17 protein-coding genes are annotated in these 16,092 nt (G+C 34.0%); 11 read left to right on the forward strand and 6 right to left on the reverse strand.

The window, feature by feature from the left end:
* The first annotated feature begins 55 nt into the window (after nt 1-55).
* A complete protein-coding gene (gene bamA, locus M0Q20_RS04685; protein WP_295059009.1) occupies nt 56-2,311 on the forward strand; it encodes an outer membrane protein assembly factor BamA in 2,256 nt (751 codons plus the stop codon).
* Here the strand turns inward: bamA and M0Q20_RS04690 are convergent.
* The 6 genes from M0Q20_RS04690 to plsY all read right to left on the reverse strand — a co-directional run bounded on the left by M0Q20_RS04690 (nt 2,308) and on the right by plsY (nt 7,344).
* Nucleotides 2,308-3,777, reverse strand: coding sequence for a Ppx/GppA phosphatase family protein (locus tag M0Q20_RS04690; protein WP_295059010.1), 1,470 nt, complete (start codon nt 3,775-3,777; stop codon nt 2,308-2,310). The genes bamA and M0Q20_RS04690 overlap by 4 nt on opposite strands.
* Before the next feature lie 4 nt (nt 3,778-3,781).
* Nucleotides 3,782-4,033, reverse strand: coding sequence for a YfhL family 4Fe-4S dicluster ferredoxin (locus M0Q20_RS04695; RefSeq protein WP_295059011.1), 252 nt, complete (start codon nt 4,031-4,033; stop codon nt 3,782-3,784).
* A 162-nt stretch (nt 4,034-4,195) separates the two neighbouring features.
* On the reverse strand, nt 4,196-5,488 hold the full coding sequence (locus M0Q20_RS04700; RefSeq protein ID WP_295059012.1) for a HAMP domain-containing sensor histidine kinase: 1,293 nt from the start codon (nt 5,486-5,488) through the stop codon (nt 4,196-4,198).
* A 139-nt stretch (nt 5,489-5,627) separates the two neighbouring features.
* The gene (hsrA, locus tag M0Q20_RS04705; protein ID WP_295059013.1) at nt 5,628-6,302 is read right to left on the reverse strand and encodes a homeostatic response regulator transcription factor HsrA; all 675 of its coding nucleotides are present in this window, start codon (nt 6,300-6,302) and stop codon (nt 5,628-5,630) included.
* A gap of 101 nt (nt 6,303-6,403) precedes the next feature.
* On the reverse strand, nt 6,404-6,733 hold the full coding sequence (locus M0Q20_RS04710; protein WP_295059014.1) for a dihydroneopterin aldolase: 330 nt from the start codon (nt 6,731-6,733) through the stop codon (nt 6,404-6,406).
* The gene (gene plsY, locus M0Q20_RS04715; RefSeq protein WP_295059015.1) at nt 6,730-7,344 is read right to left on the reverse strand and encodes a glycerol-3-phosphate 1-O-acyltransferase PlsY; all 615 of its coding nucleotides are present in this window, start codon (nt 7,342-7,344) and stop codon (nt 6,730-6,732) included. The genes M0Q20_RS04710 and plsY overlap by 4 nt, the downstream gene beginning before the upstream one ends.
* Nucleotides 7,345-7,460: 116 nt before the next feature.
* On the opposite strand from plsY, the gene nadA reads away from it, so the two are divergent.
* The 10 genes from nadA (at nt 7,461) to M0Q20_RS04765 (ending at nt 16,058) form a co-directional block, all read left to right on the forward strand.
* Nucleotides 7,461-8,459, forward strand: coding sequence for a quinolinate synthase NadA (gene nadA, locus M0Q20_RS04720; protein WP_295059016.1), 999 nt, complete (start codon nt 7,461-7,463; stop codon nt 8,457-8,459).
* The gene (gene nadC / locus M0Q20_RS04725; protein ID WP_295059017.1) at nt 8,420-9,271 is read left to right on the forward strand and encodes a carboxylating nicotinate-nucleotide diphosphorylase; all 852 of its coding nucleotides are present in this window, start codon (nt 8,420-8,422) and stop codon (nt 9,269-9,271) included. The genes nadA and nadC overlap by 40 nt, the downstream gene beginning before the upstream one ends.
* A 40-nt stretch (nt 9,272-9,311) precedes the next feature.
* A complete protein-coding gene (locus M0Q20_RS04730) occupies nt 9,312-9,443 on the forward strand; it encodes a hypothetical protein (RefSeq protein ID WP_295059018.1) in 132 nt (43 codons plus the stop codon).
* A gap of 9 nt (nt 9,444-9,452) precedes the next feature.
* Nucleotides 9,453-10,511, forward strand: coding sequence for a flagellar biosynthesis protein FlhB (flhB, locus tag M0Q20_RS04735; protein WP_295059019.1), 1,059 nt, complete (start codon nt 9,453-9,455; stop codon nt 10,509-10,511).
* A gap of 361 nt (nt 10,512-10,872) precedes the next feature.
* Nucleotides 10,873-11,682 (forward strand): hypothetical protein, encoded by an 810-nt coding sequence (locus M0Q20_RS04740; RefSeq protein WP_295059020.1) that lies wholly within the window; start codon nt 10,873-10,875, stop codon nt 11,680-11,682.
* Nucleotides 11,683-11,799: 117 nt separating this feature from the next.
* A complete protein-coding gene (locus M0Q20_RS04745) occupies nt 11,800-12,834 on the forward strand; it encodes a hypothetical protein (protein ID WP_295059021.1) in 1,035 nt (344 codons plus the stop codon).
* A gap of 148 nt (nt 12,835-12,982) precedes the next feature.
* Complete coding sequence (locus M0Q20_RS04750; protein ID WP_295059022.1) at nt 12,983-13,237, forward strand: hypothetical protein; 255 nt, start codon at nt 12,983-12,985, stop codon at nt 13,235-13,237.
* A 139-nt stretch (nt 13,238-13,376) separates the two neighbouring features.
* On the forward strand, nt 13,377-14,702 hold the full coding sequence (locus tag M0Q20_RS04755) for a hypothetical protein (RefSeq protein ID WP_295059023.1): 1,326 nt from the start codon (nt 13,377-13,379) through the stop codon (nt 14,700-14,702).
* A 10-nt stretch (nt 14,703-14,712) separates the two neighbouring features.
* Nucleotides 14,713-14,988: a hypothetical protein gene (locus M0Q20_RS04760; RefSeq protein ID WP_295059024.1), complete on the forward strand. Its 276-nt coding sequence runs from the start codon at nt 14,713-14,715 to the stop codon at nt 14,986-14,988.
* Nucleotides 14,985-16,058, forward strand: a complete 1,074-nt coding sequence (locus M0Q20_RS04765) for a site-specific integrase (RefSeq protein ID WP_295059025.1) — start codon at nt 14,985-14,987, stop codon at nt 16,056-16,058. The genes M0Q20_RS04760 and M0Q20_RS04765 overlap by 4 nt, the downstream gene beginning before the upstream one ends.
* Nucleotides 16,059-16,092 lie beyond the last annotated feature (34 nt).

The following is a 16,092-nucleotide window of genomic DNA, read 5'->3' on the forward strand; positions in this document are numbered from 1 at the left end:
ACATTAACCTCATAAAAGGTAAAATCACCTCTTATTTTATAATCATGGGAACTCAATGAGAAAATTTTTAGCAGTGTTATTCATCCTTCTAGCAGTAAACTCCTTCGCATACACAATAAATTCTATTAAATATGAGGGCATGGTCAACATGTCAGAGTCGGTAGCATTGAGAATGCTTAATTTTGATGTGGGTGATACTATTGATGATAAAGTTCTTGATGAGTCAATTAAGGCTTACTTTAAGCAGGGCTACTTTGAAGATATATGGGTTACTTTAAAAGATGGTGTCTTAACATTTCACTTTAAAGAGAAGCCTCTAATTTCAAAAATAGAGCTTAAGGGTTGGAAAGAGAATGATGCAGGGATAAAAGAGAGTATTATCCAGATAAAAGTCGGTGCACTTTATGATGAGAAAAAAATAGAAGCCGCAAAAAAAAGAATTATAGAAGCGATAAGTCAAGAGGGCAAAATTGACAGCGTTGTTGAGATTCAAAAAGAGCTTCTGGACAATGGAAGCTACAAGATAACATTTTTAGTAAATGAAGGTGAAGAGATTATTATAGAAGAGTTGGCATACAGTGGAGTTTCAGGCTTGGATAGCGATGATTTCGACTCTATGATAGCAAATAAAGAGAGAGAGTTTATGGGCTGGTTTTGGGGGAGAAACGACGGGAAGATGAAAGTAAACGAGCTAGCTTATGACCCTCTACGGATACGTGATTTGTATATGCAGCACGGTTACTTGGATATTGATATAAAAGAGCCGTTTGCAAAAGTAAACTTTGATAACTATACGGCAGATATAAGCTACCAGATAAAAGAGGGCGAAGTTTACTACATCAGCGCTATTACAATAGATCAGCAAAAGAATGTAATTGAAGATGAGAAGATAAGAGAGCTTATAAAACTAGAGGTCGGCAAACCTTTTAATGTTCAGACTTTTCGTGATGATTCTCAAAGGATTAAGACTCTTATTGCAGATTTGAGTTACGCTTTTGTTCAGGTAGTACCTGATTTAAAAAAAGATAAAGATAAAAAAGAGGTTGAAGTCGTTTTTAAAATTATGCCTGGAGATAAAGTAAAGATAAGAAATGTCGTTATCGCAGGAAACAGTAGAACGCTAGATAGAATCATAAGAAGAGAGCTATATCTTGGACCGGGGGATATGTATTCATTGACAGATCTCTCAGATTCAAGGAATGCGCTTGGAAGACTTGGTTTTTTTGATGGAAACACTATTGAAGAAAAAAGAGTCGATAGTAAGACTATGGATTTGGTTGTTAAGGTAAAAGAGGCGCCTACCGGTAATATTCAATTAGGTGGTGGATATGGAAGTTACGGTGGTCTTCTTGTAAGCGTCGCAGTCGATGATAGAAATGTTTGGGGCTCAGGAATAAATGTGGGAGTCAAAGCAGAACGCTCTTCACTTACTTCAAGCTACTCTTTTAGCTTAACTAACCCGAGACTAAACGATAGTGATTTTAGCGGTAACTTCTCTCTTTATACTTCAGATTACGAGTATGAAGATTATACTGTACTCTCTGATGGTTTTATTGTAGGAGTAGGACATAGATTTACAAGATATATTAGCGGACATATAGGGTATGGATTTTCACAAAATAGTTATGAGTTTGATGAGACAGATACCACACTAGATACTTTTTACTTTGAAGATTACTCAAAAAGTTCAGTTACGGTTAGTGCAAAGTTTGATAATACAGATGATTTCTATCTTCCAAGAAAAGGTTTTATGCTTTCTCAAAGTATTGAGCAAAGTGGAATTGGCGGAGATGCCGAGTTTGTTAAGAGTAGAACAAACTTCTCAACCTATAAAGGGCTTGAGGAGTGGTTTGGATTTGATGTTATAGCAAGATACAAGGCAAGGCTATACTATGTCAAAGAGACAGGTTACCTTCCAACAGCAGAGAGATTTTACATGGGCGGTATCGGAAGTGTTAGAGGGTATGAGTCATACTCTCTATCGCCAACTATAGAAGATTTAGATGAAGATGACGGCGTTAGACGTGTCGGTGGTGAGTTTACCGCATCAAACAGTTTTGAACTTAGTTTTCCACTTGTTCCAAAGGCTAAAATGCGTTTAGTTACATATCTTGATTGGGGCTATATAGGAACAACTGAAGATAGTAGAAGTGATTATCTAGTAAAAGATCTTAATCGAGGCGGATTCGGTGCAGGGCTTGAGTGGTTCTCTCCGGTTGGACCTATTCAGCTAATGTTCTCAAAACCTCTTGGAGAAGAAGAGGGTGATAAAACATCTACATTTGAGTTTACAATGGGGCAGAGATTTTAGAGAAATAAGATATCTATGCTTTTTTCTCTCACCATCTCTAGCTTTTTAACACTCTCTTTTGCTAAATATAGACTATTTTTAGACTCTACTTTTAGCTCTTGTTTCTCAAAACTAAGAGTAAAGTCAATATTTCTAGGGTAATGGCTCAAAAGGGCAACGGCTAAAGAGAGAAGGTAGCTTAAGGACTCTAGTTGATTTGTATCGGGAAGCAGATCTTTGAATTTATCAACATGAGAAGATGATGGAAGTTTTCTTTTTGTAAATTTTGCTAGAGTTGCAATTAAAATTATCTGCTCATGAGTGAAACCAAACTCTAAAGCCTCTTTTATGAGGTTGTAACTGTTTTTATTATAAGAGTAGTAGTGGATATTGCTTCCGCTCATGCAAAGTTTAGCGGCTATTGCTAGTTCGTAGCGATATTTTTTTTCAATCTTTAGCTCTTCATATGTTAAATCAAATAGCGTTTTTGAGACTTTGCAGAGCTGATTTGCATAAGTTTGATTGTCAACATGCGCATCTAATATATATCTAAGAGAAGTGTTGTAGTTTATAGGAAATCTATCTTTTGAATTTCTAAGCAAGTCTGTTAAAAAAACACCTTCTCTAACACCGACACCGCTTGTAATAAGCTTGCTGATTTTAAATTTTTCAAATATTCTAAGAAGTATAAGTGCACCGGGTTTTATTACATCAAATCTACTGCTTTTAATTCCTAGATTGTTTAGTTCATCCTCGGTAGATTTTATAATTTCTATCAGAAGCATTTGAAACTCATCATAGTTTGGCTCATAAGCATGAAGCTTATCAATTGGGTAGGCATTTTTATTCAATAAGGCATTTGATATTGCTCTAAATGTTCCGCCAATCCCAATAACCGTTGAGACATTAATATTATCAAGCTGAAGCAGTTGTGAGTCAATATAATCTTTCGCGCCCTCAATATAATTATTGTCGAAAAAAAGCTCTTTGAGTCTAACAGTGCCAAGATTTATTGAGATGTTTGAGCTTATATCATGTCTGTTAATAAATGAAAATTCTGTTGAACCACCGCCGATATCTACGCTTATGGCATTTTGTTGCGGCGGCAGTAGGTTTGAACATGCAACAGCTCCAAGGTAGGCTTCTCTTTGCCCATCTATAACTTTTATGCTCAAGCCAAGACTATTTCTGACTCTATTTATAAACTCTTTTTGATTTGGAGCGTCTCTAAGAGCAGAAGTTGCAACACAGAGTGTTTTTCTTGCTTTAAAAGATGAGACAATAGTGAGAAAATCCCTAAGAGCATCAAAGGCTCTTTGCATTGGAATTTCTTGAAGATTTCCGCCATTTTGGTAGGCGTTTTCAGAGATTCTTACTCTGCTTTTTGCTTCATGAAGTATGTGAAATGCAAATCGAGAAGTTTTCTCATAAACTACCATTCTAACAGAGTTAGAACCTATGTCTATGACCGCTACTCTTTTTGCCAAACCTCTACTCTTCTGCTAAAATATTTTTATATTTGAACTGAAGCTCTGCAATAGATTCTACATTGTCTTTATCGGGGATAATACAATCAACAGGACAGACGGATATACATGCCGGCTCATCATAAACACTAACACATTCAGTACAACGATCTGGATCGATGAAGTAGATCGGGTCTCCCTCTTCAATAGCTACGGTAGGACACTCTTCACGACACGCATCACACGCAATACACTCATCATTTATTATCAAAGCCATTAAAATACCTTATAGTTATAATCCAAATTTAAATATATTAAAATAATATATTTTTATGTGCCCGATTTATATCAGAAAAGAGTTAAATGTTTACTTAAGTACAAATATACGATATTTATAAACTCTAGTCAGCTTTAGAATAGTTGTCGGTTTTTACCAAATTTACGGGAGTATACATGAGAGCTTTGAGTTTAGATTTAGCGTTGCGATTGTGCCTGAAATGCCATCTGTTCTGTTTTTTATGCTTATCTTTGCACCAAGTGCATCAGCAGCACTCTTTGCTAAAAATAGACCAAGCCCAACACCGGATTTGTTCCCCTCTCTCTTAAATGGAGCAAAGAAGTCTGAACTCTCATCTATTCCGCACCCCTCATCTATAACTTCAATTAAAAGACCAAAACTGTTCAGGGAGCTTCTCAGGATTACATTTTTGTCTTTTGGAGTAAACTTTAGAGCATTTTGAAGAAAGTTTTGCACTATCTGATTTAAAAGTCCAACTTGAAGTATTGCCATAAAGCCATCAGGCTCAAAGTTCATATATAGAGTTTTACCTTCGTTTGAAGCTAAAAGTTTAAAATCATCTGCTTTTTGTTTCAAAACTTCGATAACATCAACCTCTTGAGGCTTTTCAAGCTGCATTCCCTCTTGACGACCAATGTTTAGTATGTTTGAGACGATTATATTCATCTCATCTACAGTTTTGTTTGTAACTTTTATTGCATCTATATACTCTTCAGCAGAGCGTTTTTTGATAAGCGTTACCTGATTTTTAAGCTTTATAACTGCAAGCGGTGTTTTTAGCTCATGTGCGGTTCCAATAAAGAGCTCTTTTTGATACTTTACAAAATTTTGTATTCTTGAGATAAGATGATTAATAGTAGCTCCAAGTGGCTCAAACTCTTCAGGAAGCTCCTCTGTCTTTATCGGGCGCATAAGATACTCATTCATGTTAGAGAGTTTGTTGCTAAGAGTTTTTACAGGCGTAACGAGCATCTTAGAAAGGGCAATTGCATAAATGACAACAAGTAAAAAACCGGCTATGTTTATAATAAAGATATAGTTAAGAATTTTGTCAATCAGAGTTCTAGTGGGTGTTATATCTTTTGTTATTTTTATGTAACTAAGCTCATCTAAATTAAATGGGTGCATGAGAACAATATAAGATTTATTATCTTTTGTAGTTTCAAAAAAATCAATATCTAAAAGAGACTGTTTAAGATATATAATTTCAATACTTAACCCAAGATAGGTTTCTGGTGCGGGAACTTCCGAGCCATAGATGGATTGATTGCTTGAGATGTTATTTGCGTATACAAGAAGCTCTTTATGTCTCTCTTCAAGAATTGAGCTCTCAATGTAGAAATATAAGATTGAGGAGAAGATAAGTATAAGTGAAACGGAGGAAATTATAAGCTGAATTAAAAAGCTTTGTCTTATACTTCTTTGTGAGAACATTTTTTACCTATTACTTAATTAAAGTTTGTAATTGTAACCTAATTTAGGTTTTAAAATATAAATTTGTAATCTATTGCATGGAGAGTTTTCTAAGAGAGCTTTGCTACAGCGAAAAGAGATAACTCTTTTCACATAATAGTTAATTTATCTCTTTTGGAAAACAGAAACGGTAGCCGCGACGGCGAACAGTCTCTATTGTAGTAATATTTAAAGGTTTGTCCATTTTTTGTCTAATTTGATTAATTGCAACTTCAATAACATTTGGAGTAACAAGCTCCGGCTCTTCCCAGATAGCGTCAAGCAGTTGCTCTTTAGAGACAATTTGGTCACGATGACGAGCTAAATGCGTAAGAACTTCAAAAGGCTTACCTTTTAACTCTATATCGGTCTCTCTATAGGTTATTTTTTCCTCTTCAGGATTGATAGTAAGATCTTCAATCTCAATAATATTGCTGCCGCCAAAACGAAGACGAGCATCTAGGCGAGCAACAAGAACATCAAAATCAAAAGGCTTTCTGATGTAGTCGTCAGCACCGCTTCTAAGAGCCTCTATCTCGCTTTCGTTGTCATCTCTTGCAGATAAAACTACTACAACTGTTTTTGGTGTTTTAGCTTTAATGTCGCCAATAATATCAATGCTATTTCCATCAGGAAGCATCCAGTCCATCAAGACTAGGTCATAGTTGCGAATATCAAGATAGTACTCACCGTCTTTGAGAGTCTCAACAACATCACTTTGGTAACCAAACTCCTTTAGTCCCTCTGCAAGCATTTTGTTCAGTGTGACTTCATCTTCTATAATAAGAATGCGCATAAATTTTGTCCTATTTGTGAATATTTTGGCGGAATGATATCATAATTTTAGGTTAAATTAAAGTAGTTTTTAATTTTTTTTAATAAATCTTTAACTTATAATTAAGATTGAGTTTTGTAATGATTGCTTACACTTACCTTGCAGTGGGGTAAAATTGATGGTTTTGTTACTTTTAAATCTATGCTTTTTATCGCTTTATATTCTTTAATTAACTTTAAATTTATCTCTTTTAAAGCATCTTCTATAAGAAAAAATTCATTTTCTAGCATTGTTTTTTCTATAATTTGAGCAATATCTGCATAGTTTATGAATCCATTTTTATCGTCATAAACAATAGCGGCATTTACAATGACATCTTGAGGTTTTATTCTCTCAAAGTCTAAAATTCCAATAATGCATTGAAATTTTAAATCTTCAATATGAATCGTCATACTACTCTTTTTTCTTCGCCCTTAAAAAGACGAATAATGTTTGGTATATGTTTATAAAAAAGTATAAAACCGATTATTAGAACCGGAGAGTGAGCCATATCTGGATGAATGATAAAGCTGGCAATTATCAGTGCAGCAAGTGCAGTAAGTGAAGAGAGAGATGAAATTTTTATAACTTTTGCTCCAAGTGCCCAAACAGCAAGTGCTATTATTGTCTCAAGAGGAAGCATAAACATCATGACTCCCATACCGGTTGCAACACCTTTGCCTCCTTCAAAGCCAAGATATGGGGAGAAGCAGTGTCCAATGACCGCCATTACTGCAATTCCCCAGAGTGTCGCTTCGCTAACTCCTGTAATATAGGCTACAAGAAGAACTAAAACACCCTTTAGGGCATCAAGTGCGAGTGTTGCTATACCGAGTTTTTTTGCTAAAAGGGGATTGCTCTCTTTTACGACTCTTAAAACATTTGTAGCGCCTATACTTCCGGAGCCGCTAGTTTTTATGTCAACACCTGCAAATTTTTTAGCCAGAAGTAGACCAAATGGAATCCCCCCTACTAAATAGGCTGCAATAAAAAATTGAGCATTAGTATTAAATAAAAAATCCATTCAAAACCTTAAGTAAGATATTTACGCAATTGTACTTCATATATAATTATAGAGATATAAAAATTTTAATTATTTTTTTTTTGATACAATAACGTCATTAAAAAAGAGGATTTTTTTTGAAACTTACAAACGAAGAATTGAAAGAAAAAATAAATGAATATAAAAAGAAGTTAAGCGTAACGGTTGTTGCACATTTTTATCAGAGAGATGAAGTTTTTGAGATGGGCGATATTACGGGGGACTCTCTTGAACTTGCAATTAAAACAAAAGAGGATAAATCAGACTATGTTGTATTTTGCGGCGTAGGATTTATGGGGCAGAGTGTTAAAGTTTTATCGCCGAATAAGAGAGTTGTTATGCCAAAAGCAGCGTGTTGCGCTATGGCTACCATGATTGACGGCATGCAGTTTGATAAATCGGTAAAAGCTCTTAATGAAGCGGGGATAAAGAGTGAAAATATTTTACCAATCACATATATTAACTCCAATGCAGAAGTGAAGGCTAAAGTTGCAAAGATGGGTGGCATGGTATGCACAAGCTCAAATGCGAAAAAAATCATAACAAAGGCTCTTGAAGAGGGAAAAAAGATACTCTTTGTTCCGGATAGATGTTTGGGTCAGAACATAGCAAATCAGATGGGGCTAAAATCTTGTGTTATCGGCGACGGTACAAATTTAGCAGATGCGGATATTATCTGTTTTAACGGTTTTTGCTCTGTTCATCAGCTGTTTGGTGTAGATGATATTAACTTTTATCGTAAAAAATATCCAGGTATTTTGATAGTCGTTCATCCTGAATGCGATCCTGCAATTTGCAGTGCAGCAGACTTTGTGGGTTCGACTTCACAAATTATAAAATATATAAAAGAGTTGCCGGAGGAGCAAAAAGTAGCAGTTGGAACCGAGTTTAACCTAGTAAACCGTCTGCGCAAAAAAAATACCTATGTTCTATCTTCGACAAAGCCGGAGTGCCCGACTATGAATGAGACAACCCTTCAAGATCTCTATGACATACTAAAATCTATTGATGAAGGCGCACCGCTAAATGAGATACATGTAGATGAAGAGACTCAAAAATGGGCAAAAATAGCCCTAGAGAGAATGTTGGCACTATAATGGAGGAGTTTGTAAAAGCTGCACTATACCAAGATGTGGGTCGAGGAGATCTCTATGCGCTAGTTGAGCCTAGTGTAGCTTCAACGGCGAGAATTATCGCTAAAAGTAATGGCGTAGTAGCGGGAGTTGAGTATATAAATATATTGGCAAAACTTGAGGATTTTGAGATAAGCTGGAATGTTCATGACTCAGAGAGTTTTACAGAGGGTGATGTTTTAGCAAATATTAGTGGAAGCTCACATACACTACTAAAGATAGAGAGAACTCTTTTAAATATGCTTCTTCATGCAAGCTCAATTGCTACTTTGACTAAAAAGTATGTTGATATTGTAGAGCCGTATGGAGTCAAACTCTTAGACACAAGAAAGACAAGACCACTACTTAGGATTTTTGAAAAGTATGCCACACGTTGCGGTGGAGCAGTAAATCACCGTATGGGTTTGGATGACTCATTGATGATTAAAGATACGCATCTTAAGACTATTGATGATTTAAGCTCATATATAAAAAAAGCAAGAAAAAAGATACCCTTTACTGCAAAAATTGAAGTAGAAGCCGAAACATTTGAGACGGCAAAAGAGGCTTTTGAAGCTGGAGCTGACATTGTTATGTGTGATAACATGACTCCAAAAGAGGTTAGTGAAGTTGTAAAATATAGAGATGAGAACTTTTCACATGTACAGCTTGAAGCTAGTGGAAACATATCTTTTGAGACAATAGAGAGTTATGCTAAAACAGGGATTGATGCAATAAGTAGCGGCTCCTTGATTCATCAAGCAAACTGGATTGATCTCTCTATGAAAATAGATTGAAAATATAGCAAGATTTTGTGCGCTCTTCTAGGAGATATTAATGGCTGATGATCAGGAAAAAACCGAAGAGTATATCATTTTAAACGAAAAAGAAACTCGTCTCTTTTTCTACGCTAAAGCCGCTGTGGCTACTAAAGTAAAATCTTTTTCAAGATTTTGTGCGCTCTTCTAGGAGACATTAATGGCTGATGATCAGGAAAAAACCGAAGAACCCACGTCCAAAAAGATAGAGGACGCCAGAAAAGAGGGGAATGTCCCGAAATCTCAAGATGCTTCCGGGGTTATGACACTTTTTATTGCTATTTTAGCCCTTTTGCTTCTTTTTCCATACATGAGTGCGCATATGCTCTATCTCTCAAAATATTATTTTTCGCTATTAGGAACACCTCTTGATAGAGCTTTAATGATTGATATTGCAATTATAACAATTAGAGAGTTTCTTCTTATCGTTATGCCTCTTACGATTGCAGTTGCTATTACAGGTGTTGCAGCGGCATTTGCTCAATTTGGATTTCTTTTTACAACAAAAGCTATTATGCCGGATTTAAAAAAGATAGACCCTATAAAAGGGACAAAGAATCTCTTTTCAGTAAAAAAAATTATTGAAGGCATCAAGATAACCTTTAAATCCTTCACAACACTAGGCGTAGGTTTTGTTTTTTTCTTTCTTTTTATAGTTGAGCTTCCTACCGTAGCTCTTTTTGGATTGGGAGATCAGATGATATGGCTTAAAGATAAAGCCATAGTTATTGCATTTGTCATGCTTTTGATTATTTTTGTTTTTGCAATAATAGATATCGTAATTGTACGAAAACAGTACTTTGACGGGCTAAAGATGAGTAAACAAGAGGTTAAGGATGAGATGAAAAATATGGACGGAGATCCTTTGATTAAAGCAAAGATTCGTCAGATACAGATGCAGGCTTCAAAAAAAAGAATGATGTCGGAAGTCCCTAATGCAGATGTTGTCATAACAAACCCGACTCACTATGCAGTTGCCATAAAGTATGATGAGCAGAAGTCACATGCGCCTATTGTCGTGGCAAAAGGTATGGATAATATAGCGTTGCAGATTAAAAAAATTGCTAGAGAAAACGGTGTGCATATAGTTCAAAACCCTCCACTAGCAAGAAGTTTGTATGCTCAAGTAGAGTTAGACAAGCCGATACCAAGCGAGTTATTTGCAGCTGTAGCAGAAGTTCTTGCATATGTTTACAAAATGAATGCCCCAAAGCGTTAATTTTTCATACATATTTCAATAGAAACATCGATAAATACGGACTTCTATAAACAAAGTATTTATATAACATAAAATCACATTGAAAACTTCTTGAAGAAAATAGGTACAAAAATGGTGCAAAAAAAGTTCAATAAAAAATTATATCAAGATAACTACTTTTTAATACAAATATAATATAAAATAATTTTAATCATTCTAAAGAGGGTTTAATTTATTTGAAAAAGTTAGAATACAGAAAATTTTGCAGTAGCTGTGGGAAGAAAATATTAATAATATAAATGCAGAATTTTAATAATCAATGTGCATTGCAAAAAAACATTTTCTAATTACAGTATAATTTTATATTAGTCTAGGGGGATGTATGGAAGAAATAATAAAATCAATAAAAGCTTTTTTATACGATAGGGCGTCTAGTCCATTAATAGGTGCCTTAATTGTTTCCTGGTCATTTTGGAATTATAAAATGTTCTTTATACTGTTTTCAGATGAAAAGATAGAAAATAAGTTTTTATTGATTAATACTTTATTTGATAAAAATAATCCTATAGAGTTTCTTGGACTTGCATTGCCATTTTCACTATCAATGCTATTGGATGGGGCTGTGTACCCTATATTATTAACAATATTTTATATCTATGTATATCCATTTTTAGCTAAGCCCGTATATAAATATAATTTACAAGAACAATTGAAATTAATAAATTTAAAAAAAGAAAATGAAGGCAAAAAACTGCTTAATGTCGAAGAATCTAATCAAATTCAATTAGAGTTTTTAAATTTACAAGATAAATATGAAGAAGAAACAAAAAAATTAAGAAACAAACTTTCATCTTTACAGGCTTTATTAAATGAACAAGAAAAAATACCAAGTTTAGACAATTACAAAAAACCAGTAAATGAGAAAAATATAAATAATGAAAGTTCAGATGAAAAATTAAATGAAGCAGAAACTCAAATTCTAAAATTATATATGAATAAAGGTGATTTAAGACTTTCAAAGAGAGAGATACTATCTCAAGTTTCAAAACATAATGATATCGCAGAAGTAGCTTTATCTTCTCTTAAAGACAAAGATTACATAAAAGCTTTCTATACAGCACCAACAACATACTCAATTACACAGAAAGGTAAAAAATATCTTATAAAAAATTTTCCTAAAGAATATACATAGAACAATTAAATTTAAATTACCAATCAATTAAGTTTTTAGTTACAATACATTATGTTTAATGCTAATAAATTTTATGAAGCAATTTTATATTTTATTGAAATTTTAATAAGTAGAAAGTTGTATAGTTTTGAATTATCAGTTGTATATCAACAAGCTCACACTATCTCAAAACAAGCATTCTATACAAATACAATAGATAAATATTTACAAAATCTCGAAACCAATTTAAAAAACACTCAATTACCTGAAGCAAAAGCCCAAAGAAGATACAAAAACAGAATTACCAAAACAGAGTTTGACATAATCAAAAAACTTTATGACTTATATGATGTTGAGATTGTTGCCACAAATGACGAAAAACCATATTTTTACAATCTTTTATATCTTATAGATAGTACTAATTGCATTAAATACATAAAAGAAGAGCAATTTAAATGTGCTGAGACTCAATATAATTATGATAACTATCTCTCAAAGACTCAGGCTCAAAAAGATAAAGCTAAGGCATTTGACAAACAGCATGATATTAATGAAGCTCAATTGCATAAGGAATTAATAAATACATATAAAGACCATAAAATTAAAGGCTCTATGATAATTAAATCTTTACAGCATCCTATTTTAGAATTATTTGCAGAAGATGCTATGTATCATGTCCTCAAAAATAATCAAAACTTCCAAAAGCAATTTTCTAAAGTAAACTTTACAGAACTAGAACTAATACAAGGCTTTACCCATCAAATTTCTTGGAACTATACGCATTGGAAGTATGATGAGTATAAAGAGTATATAAAAAAGCATAATCAAGAAGCAAAAAAATATAATCCGAATAAAGAGAACCATCAAGATTATAAAAGACCGCTCTCACTTATCAAAAAACTAGATATTCAAAACCAAATTATAGAAATTATAAATGCTGTTTTTCACAATGAACCTATCAAGCAAATACGCTCTAGAAAAGAAAAACCAAATGTTTTAAAAGTTTATGACGAGATACATATACCTACTACTAAATCTGTTCACTCCTTAGAACAAGCTTTTTATTCACTTGTAAAAAATGAAATATTGCCAGACTTTGGAATAACAGAACTTCCACTAACTGACAATCAGCTTTATCAAGCTTGTTGTTTTGCAAGACCATACTTGTATTGATTTTTTCGTAAATATCCCCTAAAAATAAAGTCACTATTTGCAAATAATCTTCAAAAATTTCCTCTAAACTTTTCGTTATCAAATTTGAAACTCACGCAAGTGAGATGTACTTAATGCATTGAGTTTAACTCAACACAAAGGCTTTATTATGATTGTCATAAAAGCAAAACTTTTCGGAGTTTATATTAGTTCAGATTTTACAAAAGAGGACGGAACTGTAGTTCAGGGTAAACCAAAGCTGCAGCTCTTAGGAGAAGTGACTTTAAAAAACGGAGAGAAAAAAAGTGAACTTTTGGATATCTCTATCCCAAAAGAGAAGCTAAATCTCTATAAGGACAAAATCGGCTCAACGGTTGAAGTAGAGGTCGGTGTCATTGGAAAGTGTAGTTACTACGGTATCTAATTAAATAACTCGTTGTGAGAGGAGCTTATCATCGGCTTGTGATGCCTAAATCACAAGAGATGAAGAGCGACTCGAACGATGAGCTTTATATCCGAGTTCTTGGTAACACTCGGTTCTTAACATATTTCAAGGTAATAAAATGGAAGATAAAACTATAACTTCCGCTGATTTGCCTAAAGTGATTAGCGGAATAGATACCCTTTTCTACTTCTATGAGTCCAATGATTTATATGACGACTTCTTCTTAGATATATTAGACCAGTTGGAAGATAGCAAAGGAAGATTTGAAAAGCGTGAAATAGCTTATTCAAATAAGGATTTAAAGATTGCAATAAGCAATCAAGTTTTTGAGTTTAACGGTAAGGCGCAGGGCTTCTACTGGTTTACGAATTTAGACAACTTCTTAAGTGTTGGATTTAAAGATAGTCTAACAAACAGAAGTTTAAATGATATACAAGTGCAGTTCAACGCTGTCGGTATATACACACTAGGCATCAAAGCACTTCTTAGATATACGGATGATATATTTAAAGATGTAACAACTGGCTATAAGCCAGTCACTAGAGCTGATTTAAATATGTTTGTTCAGTCAAATATGTCATGGCTCGAAAAAGATATGTTTGTATCTCGTAAACGTCAATACACGACTCATCTAAAAGAGATTTCATCCAAGTACAGACTTCAAACGCTGTACATAGGAAAAGCACCTTTTTTACTTCGTTTGTATGATAAAAAAGAGGAGTTAAAAACATCTAAAAAAAGTGAGTTGATGTATGAGTATTTTTTAAATAACGGCTTTAACACACAAGATGACATCTTTAACATAGAGTTTGAGATGCATAGGAAGCATTTAAAGATGTATAACATTGATACGGTAGATGATTTACTGGGATATGCCCAAAAGCTCTTTAAAGAGTCTATGGATGCAATCAGATTAGTAGATTTATCTACAATATCAGAGAACTCTATCAATTCGCAAAATAGATATAAAGCAGAGATTCATCCTCTATGGAAACACTTTAGCGACTCATACGAGCTAAAAGATTTTTTAGCACTTGATATGCCATTAGAGAGACTAAAGAGAAAAAACTACTCCTACACTATTGAAGATGCAATGAAAGAGCAAGTGTCTTTAGCTAGAAAAGCTTATGTCCATAATATCGTAGTTGATGAGCGGTTTTATGAAGAAGTGCTAGAAGCGTATCATAAAAGCAGAGAGCCTAAATATCTGATAACTAAATCCGCCAATATAGAAAAAGAGCTAGATGTAGTTTATGAAACAATATCAGAGCCTATAAATCTAAAAGAGCTAGATGATTTAGAGCTAGAGAAATATATCAAAATGATAGAAAATCTTATGACTGATCCTAACTCAGATTTAAAGGCTCTTATGAAAAAACATGAACTAGCATTTATAGAGTTAAAGTGCAGAGGCAAGTCTCTGTATCAAGAGTCTCTTTTTTAGGCGGTTGAGTATGAATGTAAAAGCTTTTGAAAATTTGGAGTTAATACCCGAGTTGTTAAAAACCGTACAAGATTTAAAAACACTTGTAAATATCTTAAAGCCTGAGTTGAGCACTAAGCGAGGTGTAGCCATGTTTTTAGGGGTTACGGAGAGAACTGTCAACAACTATATTTCAGAGGGTAGGCTTATTGACGGATACCACTTTAATAGAAAAAATGATAAAATATTAGTGTTTATAGAAGATGCCGTTATCGAGTTTAAGATAAACAGAGGTAAAGGTAGATGAAAAAGTTACGGTTCAAAAATCGTGAGGGTGTATTGTATTTTGGTATCGGCGGAAAATTCAAAAGTTCCAAGATGAAAGATACTAAAATTAATAGAAATATCATCATTTCAAAACATAGAAATGGTGAGTTAGATGAAGAGCTTGGATTTAAAACAGACAAAAGCCCGACTCTTCTCATGTTCCTTGACAAAGTACTACAAGAAAAAAGAGAAACTTTAAAAAAAAGTTCCATAGAGCATTATAGCAATTCTTATAGAAGAATTTCTGCTTATTTTGAGGATAAGGCAATCGAGAAGTTTAAGCCTATTGAGATTAAAGAGTTTCAAGATAAGCTCGCAAAAAAATATAGCCGTTCATTGATTAACAATGCACGGACTCTCTTAAGAGAAGCCTTTGATTTGGCAGTTTTAAGCGAACTCATAAATGTGAATCCGGTCGTCTCGGTTAGACCTCCAAAATTTGTAAAACCTAAAAAGAAACAAAATCCTTTCACGCTTGATGAGATTGATTTGATTTTGGAGAATTCTCAAGGCTTCATTAGGAATTTTTTTGGCATCTCTTTTTTCACGGGTATGCGTGGCGGTGAAATTCTCGCTTTAAAATGGGATGACGTGGATTTTTACACGGACACCATCTCTGTTACCAAAACCGTATCTAGGGGAGTGATAAACTCTACCAAGACGCAAGCGGGAACTAGGGATATTGAGATGATACCTCAAGCAAGAAAGTTCTTTGAAGCACAGAGACTTGAGACGGGATTGCAAAATTCATTTGTTTTTTTACAGTCCGATATGAAATCATATCACGGAAGTAATGTCTTGTTCTACAAGTACTTTAAAAGGCTGATTGAAAAATTGGGTCTTGAAGATAGGGCAATGCATAATACGAGACATACGTTTGCCAGCATTATGTTAAATCATGGAATTGAGCCTTTATGGGTTTCTGCTACGTTAGGACACAAGAGTCTGGATGTCACTTTAGGCGTTTATACCCATTACATGCCACGCAAAGAAAAGATGGTTATAGGCTTTTTAGAAAAGAGGTACAAAACAGGTACACACCACTCATAAGGTGCGTATTTAAGAGGTGTATGTTTACAAAATG

The organism is Sulfurimonas sp., assembly GCF_023229025.1.
In the GTDB taxonomy this organism is placed as follows: Bacteria; Campylobacterota; Campylobacteria; order Campylobacterales; family Sulfurimonadaceae; genus Sulfurimonas.